This window comes from Vibrio sp. 10N.222.49.C9 (assembly GCF_041474985.1).
In the GTDB taxonomy this organism is placed as follows: domain Bacteria; phylum Pseudomonadota; class Gammaproteobacteria; order Enterobacterales; family Vibrionaceae; genus Vibrio; species Vibrio crassostreae_C.
In genome coordinates this window covers 1-337 of record NZ_JBFRVD010001334.1, presented here as the reverse complement: position 1 = coordinate 337, position 337 = coordinate 1, and the positions used below count along the sequence as shown (strand labels likewise).

General features: G+C 43.0%; 1 protein-coding gene. It reads left to right on the top strand.

The window, feature by feature from the left end:
• On the top strand, positions 1 to 279 hold a 279-nt coding region (locus tag AB4585_RS28170; RefSeq protein ID WP_372172066.1), incomplete at its 5' end, for a GNAT family N-acetyltransferase.
• Positions 280 to 337 lie beyond the last annotated feature (58 nt).

Sequence of the window (337 nt, the reverse complement as noted above, 5' to 3'; positions counted from 1 at the left end):
GAAGTGTGCGGCTTTATAGCTGGGCAGCTTTATGAGTTGGTTTCGCCACTAACAAAGTCTGAATTAATTGGCAGTATCGATCAGTGGTATGTCGCTGAAGATCATAGAGCAAATGGGCTGGGTCGGGTTTTGTTTGAACGTATCGAACAAGAGTTTGTGGATTGCGGCGCCAAAAGGCTAAATGTAGAGGTATGGGATTTCAATAATAATGCGCTTGAAACCTATTATAAGCTAGGGTTTCAAACGCATCTTCGCTGCATGACTAAAGCTCTAGGCTAGTACAAACTTCTCGATGGCTTTTGCCACACCAGAGTTGTTATTGGTATCGGTAATATAG